A 6,175-nucleotide genomic window follows, 5' to 3' on the forward strand; every position below is an offset into this window, starting at 1 on the left:
CATCCCCTTGCGTTCACTTTGCCGGTACGGCCCATGCGGCCCGCCCACGTCCGGGCCTTCGTCCCAGGTCAGCCCCAGCCATTTCAGAGAATCCAGGATCATCTGTTCGGACTGATCCGTGGAACGGGTCTGATCCGTATCTTCGATACGCAGAATAAACTGGCCGCCATGCTGCTGCGCAAAGCAACGATTGAACAAGGCAATATAAGCCGTGCCGACGTGGGGATCACCGGTGGGCGACGGGGCGACGCGAGTACGAACAGTCATGCTGACTCCAATAATGCAAACTGGCGCGAATTATACCTGTCAAAGCCGCCACCATGTAGACACGAAGCCCGGGGTTTCTGCTATGGTTATGACAACTTCGTGATTCCGGTTCACTCTGTTGCCTTGTTTTGTCTGGCAGCAGGTCTTCATTGGATTCAACTGCTCAAGGAAAAGACCATGCGTATTCCGTTTCAACGTTCCCTGCTCGTCGCTGTGATTGCCAGCACTACCCTGCTGCAAGCCTGTTCCGACAACAGCGAAGACGCCGCCAAAGAGGCTGCCGCCCCAGCTGCACAAGCCCCGGCCGCCGCCGATCACAGCAATCACATGAACACAGATGACAGCGCTGACAAACCCGCTGCCACCGGCATCACCCGCAGCTCGGCCCCGGAAGGCGCCGCCGCTGAAATCGTCAGCCCGGCCAATGGCGCCACCGTCAGCAGTCCGGTGAAGGTTGTCTTTGGCCTGGAAGGCATGGATGTGGCTCCGGCCGGCAATGAGCAAGAAAACAGTGGCCACCACCACCTGCTCATCGACCTGGAAACCCTGCCGGACATGGGCATGCCCCTGCCCGCCAACGACCAGGTAGTGCATTTCGGTAAGGGTCAGACTGAAACCGAGCTGGAACTGGAGCCGGGCACCCATACCCTGCAACTACTGCTGGGCGATTATCGCCATGTTCCCCATGAGCCACCGGTCATGTCCGAGAAGATCACCATCACGGTGGAATAAAAGCGCTGCACGGACGCATTCCACATAAAAAACGCGGGCTCTGTCAGCGCCAACAGGCAAAGACAGGCCCGCGTTTTTTGTGGTCTCCAACAAACAGCGTGTTGCGCCTGGATGGTCAGTAAAACTTACCGCAGCAACAGGTGCGGCACCTTCGCTTCCCGGATCATCTTGTTAGTGGTGCTGCCCACAAAGAATTCGCGGATGCGGGAGTGGCCATAGGCACCCATCACCACCAGGTCCACGTTGTGGCTCTGCTGGTACTGGTGCAAGGCAGGCTCCACCTCACCCTCAAGCGTAGCCGTTTGCACGTTATGCCCGGATTGTTCGAGCTGCCGAGCCGCCTCATCAAGCCCCTCATGGTTATTGCCAACCGTCACCAGATGACAATCCAGCCCCTGAAACAGCGGGCTGTCAGCCAGCATGCTCACGCCCTTGCGCGAGGTAGCGCTGCCGTCGAATGCGAGCATGATGGTTTTCGGTGCCTGAAACTCCCCTACCGTCACCAGGATTGGACGATGCAGAGCGCGGATCACACGCTCCACATTGTCTCCCACCTGAGCGCCAATACCCTCGTGCTCTTCGCCTTGCTTGCCGATCACCAGCAAACGCATGCCTTCTTCCAGTTCGGCAAGCGTATCCACCAGGTCACCGTGACGTTGACGCTGTTGCGGTTCGCTAATGCCTGCTTCGCTGGCACGCTGAGCTGCCGCTTCCAGCATCATCTTGCCTTGCTCCAGAGCCAGACGATTACGTTTGGCATCCAGATCCGCCAACTCTTCCATCAAATGCTCGCGGCCACCCAGCGCCAGATTACCGCTGAAATCAGCACTGACCGGGTAGCGCGAATGGTCCAGTACATGCAACAAGATCAGCGGCGCACTCAGGCGCTGTGACGCCCAGGCAGCGTAGTCACAAACAGCCGTTGCAGCTTTGGAGCCGTCGATACAGGCGATGACGTTAGTCATTGTCGTTCTCCTTTGACGCTTAATGCGGCAATTGCTTGCGACGCTTAGTGGCCGCCCATCATTTTTTCAACGGCAGCGGGCTTGTCATGCACACCGAATTTGTCCACCAGCGTAGCACTGGCTTCGTTGAGGCCGACGATATCCACTTCGGTGCCTTCGCGGCGGAACTTGATCACTACCTTGTCCAAGGCGCCGATAGCAGTGATATCCCAGAAGTGGGCACGGTGAACATCAATAGTGACTTTATCGATGGCTTCCTTGAAGTCAAACGAAGCAATCAACTGGTCGGAGGAGGTAAAAAACACCTGCCCGACCACGTCGTAGACCCGGTGCCCGTCTTCCGCACTTTCCGTAGCGTTAACGTAGAAAATACGCCCCACCTTGTTGGCGTAAAACAGCGCGCTCAGCACGACCCCGATCCCCACACCAATGGCCAGATTGTGGGTCGCCACCGTGGCCGTAACGGTGGCCAGCATGACTACGGTACTGCTGGCCGGATGTTTTGCCATATTGGTAATGGATTCCCAACTAAAAGTACCGATGGACACCATGATCATCACAGCCACCAACGCACCCATGGGAATCTGGGACACCCATTTGCCCAGGAACACCACCAGCACCAACAGGAAACAGCCGGCAAACAGAGTCGACAACCGCTTGCGTCCACCGGATTTCACGTTGATCACCGACTGGCCAATCATGGCGCAACCGGCCATCCCACCCAGGAAACCGGACGCGATATTGGCCACGCCCTGGCCTTTGCATTCCCGGTTCTTGTTACTGTCAGTGTCGGTCAGGTCATCAACAATGGTAGCCGTCATCATGGATTCCAGCAGGCCAACCACAGCCAACGCCAGGGAATACGGCAGGATGATCTTCAGGGTTTCCAGATTCAGCGGAATATCCGGCAGCAAAAAGATCGGCAGACTGTCTGGCAGCTCCCCCTTATCCCCCACAGTGGGTACATCAAGCCCCAAATACATCGCCACACCGGTAATCACCACGATGCAGACCAGCGGCGACGGCACCGCCGTGGTCAGCAAGGGCAGCAGATAGATAATCCCCAGACCTGCGGCCACCATGGCGTAAACATGCCAGGTCACGTTCACCAACTCCGGCAACTGCGCCATGAAAATAAGAATGGCCAACGCATTCACAAACCCGGTGACCACAGAACGCGACACAAATCGCATCAGGTTACCGAGTTTGAGGAACCCCGCGATGATCTGCAGTGCGCCAGTGAGCACCGTGGCTGCCAGCAGGTATTGCAAGCCGTGGTCGGCCACCAGCGTCACCATCACCAGCGCCATGGCGCCAGTGGCTGCAGAAATCATCCCCGGGCGCCCGCCGAAGAAGGCCGTCACCACGGCAATACAGAAAGAGGCATACAAACCCACTTTCGGGTCCACGCCGGCAATGATGGAGAAGGCAATCGCCTCCGGGATCAACGCAAGCGCCACAACGGCCCCTGCCAGCAAGTCGCCACGGACGTTACTGAACCAGTCCTGCTGAATCGTTCGAAGCATGGATTTCAATCCTGTGTTTGGAAATAACAAGCAAAGGCTGCGCAGCGGCAGCAATAAAATACGAAGAACGGCGCCAACAGGCACCGCACGGCAAAGCCATGTAGGGAGGGCGCCAGGGAACCTCTAAAAAACTCCTTACATGCTCAGTCTTTCAGGCTGGTTCACAATCTAGGCGCAATTTTGAAGGTGTCCCCTCAAGGGGGATCGAGATATGTCGATCCATCGAGAAATTGCAACAACGAGTGTGGGCCAGCCTGAAAGACCCAAAGGGCGAGGCCTGAAGCGCCCATCTGCTGCGCCTTGCCTCTAGGAAAGGGAACCACCCTGTCCGTTGAGACAAAACACAACAGCTGCACGCTTCAGGTCTCGCTGAGCACGCAAGGAGTTTTTTAGATGTTCCCTAGGGCGGACTCAGCCGTGTTTGGGTCATTATGAACACCCGGAGTAGTGAGGAAATGCGCGGATTCTAGCAGAACGCCCCCGGCAATTACAGGCAGCCCCGGCCGGCTCATCACATCAGCAGCACCTCACCACTACGCCCGGTCGGCGCAACATGCGATAATCGCCCCTGTGTTACCGCCACCGCGGCCGTCGTGAAGGCCTCCAATCATATGCCCGATACCGTGTTAATGACCGACCCCACCGCCCACACCGCAGCCCGTACACTGGACCGCCGCCTGAGCGTCGCCCCGATGATGGACTGGACTACACGGGACTACCGGTTTCTGGCCCGCCTGATCACCCGCCATACGCTGCTGTACACCGAAATGGTGGTGGCCCAGGCTATCCTGCACGGTGACCGTGACCGTTTCTTGAGCTTCAACGACGAGGAACACCCGGTGGCCCTGCAACTGGGAGGCAGCGACCCACAGCAACTGGCCGAAGCGGCACGCATCGCCGGAGACTACGGCTATGACGAGATCAATCTGAATGTGGGCTGCCCATCCGACCGGGTTCAGCAGGGCAAAATCGGCGCGATTCTGATGGCCGAGCCGGATCTGGTGGCGCGCTGTGTCGAAGCCATGCAGGCGGCGGTCCGCGTACCGGTGACGGTGAAAACCCGTATCGGCATCGATGACCAGGATGACTATGATTTCCTGTACCGGTTTGTGGGCCGCATGGAAGCCGCTGGCTGCACCAGCCTGACCATCCATGCCCGCAAGGCGATCCTTTCCGGCCTGTCCCCCAAGGAAAATCGGGATATCCCGCCGCTGATCTATCAGCGCGCCTATGCCATCAAACAGGCCTTTCCGCACATCGAAATCATCCTTAACGGCGGCGTTAAGACCCTGGATCAGGTGCACGAACACATGGGGGAAGTGGATGGCGTCATGATCGGTCGCGAGGCCTACCAGAACCCCTACTTCCTGGCCGAGGCAGACCGGGTGGTGTTTGGCGACGACCACGCCATTCCCAGCCGCAAGGCGGTTGCCGAGCAGTTCCTCCCCTATGTGGAACGCCGTTACGCCCTGGGCCACGCGCCCAAACACTCGCTGCGACATATCCTTAACCTGTTTCAGGGCCAACCCGGTGCCCGTCGTTTCCGCCGCCACCTCAGCGAAAACATGCACAAACCGGAGACGACACCACAAGTGCTCATGGACGCCTTGGCACAACTGCCTTAGGCTGTAAAAGTCTTTCACCACAGAGTTCACAGAGCCAACAAGCCGGATAGCACACTCTGTTTTTGTGGGAAGCTATGCTTGCATAGCGAATGCCGGCCGTGCCCGCCTCTTCACCATGCAAGCATGGTTTCCCACACCCCCGATTTACCGCTGTGTACTCTGCGACCTCTGTGGTGAAAAAATAATTCTGTCATGGCGGCCCAGTACCGTGCCCCGCCATGACACTGAAAGGAACGGATACCGTGAACAAACGCGAACAGCTCGCTCAATGGACATCGTTAGTTGCCGACACCGGTGACCTGGAAATGATCGCCCAACTGCAACCCGAGGACGCCACCACCAATCCCTCTCTGCTACTGGCCGCTGCCCGCGACGAGCGTTACCGGGACCTGTTACAGCAGGCCGCTGATCTGTGCCGCACCCTGGGCCACCAGGGCGAAATGGACTGGCTCACCGATACCTATGCCTGCCTGGCCGGCCAGGCCATCCTGGAACGCGTGCCCGGCCTGGTATCCAGCGAAGTCGATGCGCGCCTGTCTTTCGACACCCGCGCCACCGTGGAAAAAGGCCGTCGACTGATGGCGATCTACCGGGAACTGGACGTGGACCCGAGCCGCATTCTGATCAAGGTAGCGGCCAGCTGGGAAGGCATCCGTGCCGTGGAGATCCTTGAAGAAGAAGGCATTCGCTGTAATGTGACGCTGGTGTTCAACCAGACCCAGGCCCTGGCCGCCGCCGAAGCCGGCGCGACTCTAATCTCGCCGTTTGTGGGCCGCATTTTCGACTGGCACCGCAAAAATGGCATGCCCATCGAAACCCCGGAGCAGGACCCGGGCGTGCTATCCGTGCGCGAGATCTTCGCCACCTTCAAGGCCCGCGGTCTGGACACCATTGTAATGGGAGCCAGCTTTCGCAACGCCGGGCAAATCGAAGCGCTGGCCGGCTGCGACAAGCTCACCCTCAGCCCGGCGCTGCTTGAGGAACTGGCTGGCGATAACGGCGGTCTTACCCGGGTACTGGACCCTGAACTGGTGGCCCCGCAAGACGACTGGACACCGGT

6 protein-coding genes are annotated in these 6,175 nt (G+C 58.6%); 3 read left to right on the forward strand and 3 right to left on the reverse strand.

Translation table 11 applies throughout. The annotated features are described in order from the left end of the window. Nucleotides 1-267, reverse strand: a 267-nt coding sequence (locus A3754_RS17635; protein ID WP_231880681.1) for a glutamate--tRNA ligase family protein, incomplete at its 3' end; no start/stop codon positions are given. A gap of 177 nt (nt 268-444) precedes the next feature. Here A3754_RS17635 and A3754_RS17640 point away from each other — a divergent pair. Next, nucleotides 445-999, forward strand: a complete 555-nt coding sequence (locus A3754_RS17640; protein ID WP_063520750.1) for a DUF4399 domain-containing protein — start codon at nt 445-447, stop codon at nt 997-999. Between the two features lie 125 nt (nt 1,000-1,124). Here the strand turns inward: A3754_RS17640 and A3754_RS17645 are convergent, their stop codons facing one another. Both A3754_RS17645 and A3754_RS17650 read right to left on the reverse strand, forming a co-directional pair. Next, nucleotides 1,125-1,964, reverse strand: coding sequence for a universal stress protein (locus A3754_RS17645; protein ID WP_063520751.1), 840 nt, complete (start codon nt 1,962-1,964; stop codon nt 1,125-1,127). A 44-nt stretch (nt 1,965-2,008) separates the two neighbouring features. Continuing rightward, nucleotides 2,009-3,490, reverse strand: coding sequence for a SulP family inorganic anion transporter (locus tag A3754_RS17650; RefSeq protein WP_063520752.1), 1,482 nt, complete (start codon nt 3,488-3,490; stop codon nt 2,009-2,011). A gap of 611 nt (nt 3,491-4,101) precedes the next feature. On the opposite strand from A3754_RS17650, the gene dusA reads away from it, so the two are divergent. Then, nucleotides 4,102-5,115, forward strand: coding sequence for a tRNA dihydrouridine(20/20a) synthase DusA (dusA, locus tag A3754_RS17655; RefSeq protein WP_197468699.1), 1,014 nt, complete (start codon nt 4,102-4,104; stop codon nt 5,113-5,115). Nucleotides 5,116-5,357: 242 nt separating this feature from the next. Continuing rightward, the coding region (locus A3754_RS17660) for a transaldolase family protein (protein ID WP_231880682.1) at nt 5,358-6,175 on the forward strand (818 nt) is incomplete at its 3' end.

Source organism: Alcanivorax sp. HI0083, assembly GCF_001635175.1.

Excerpts from the sequence above, each read along its gene's own strand:
- dusA (WP_197468699.1), top strand. The coding sequence starts at position 4,102 with ATGCCCGATACCGTGTTAATGACCGACCCCACCGCCCACACCGCAGCC.
- A3754_RS17645 (WP_063520751.1), bottom strand. The coding sequence starts at position 1,964 with ATGACTAACGTCATCGCCTGTATCGACGGCTCCAAAGCTGCAACGGCT.
- A3754_RS17650 (WP_063520752.1), bottom strand. The coding sequence starts at position 3,490 with ATGCTTCGAACGATTCAGCAGGACTGGTTCAGTAACGTCCGTGGCGAC.
- A3754_RS17640 (WP_063520750.1), top strand. The coding sequence starts at position 445 with ATGCGTATTCCGTTTCAACGTTCCCTGCTCGTCGCTGTGATTGCCAGC.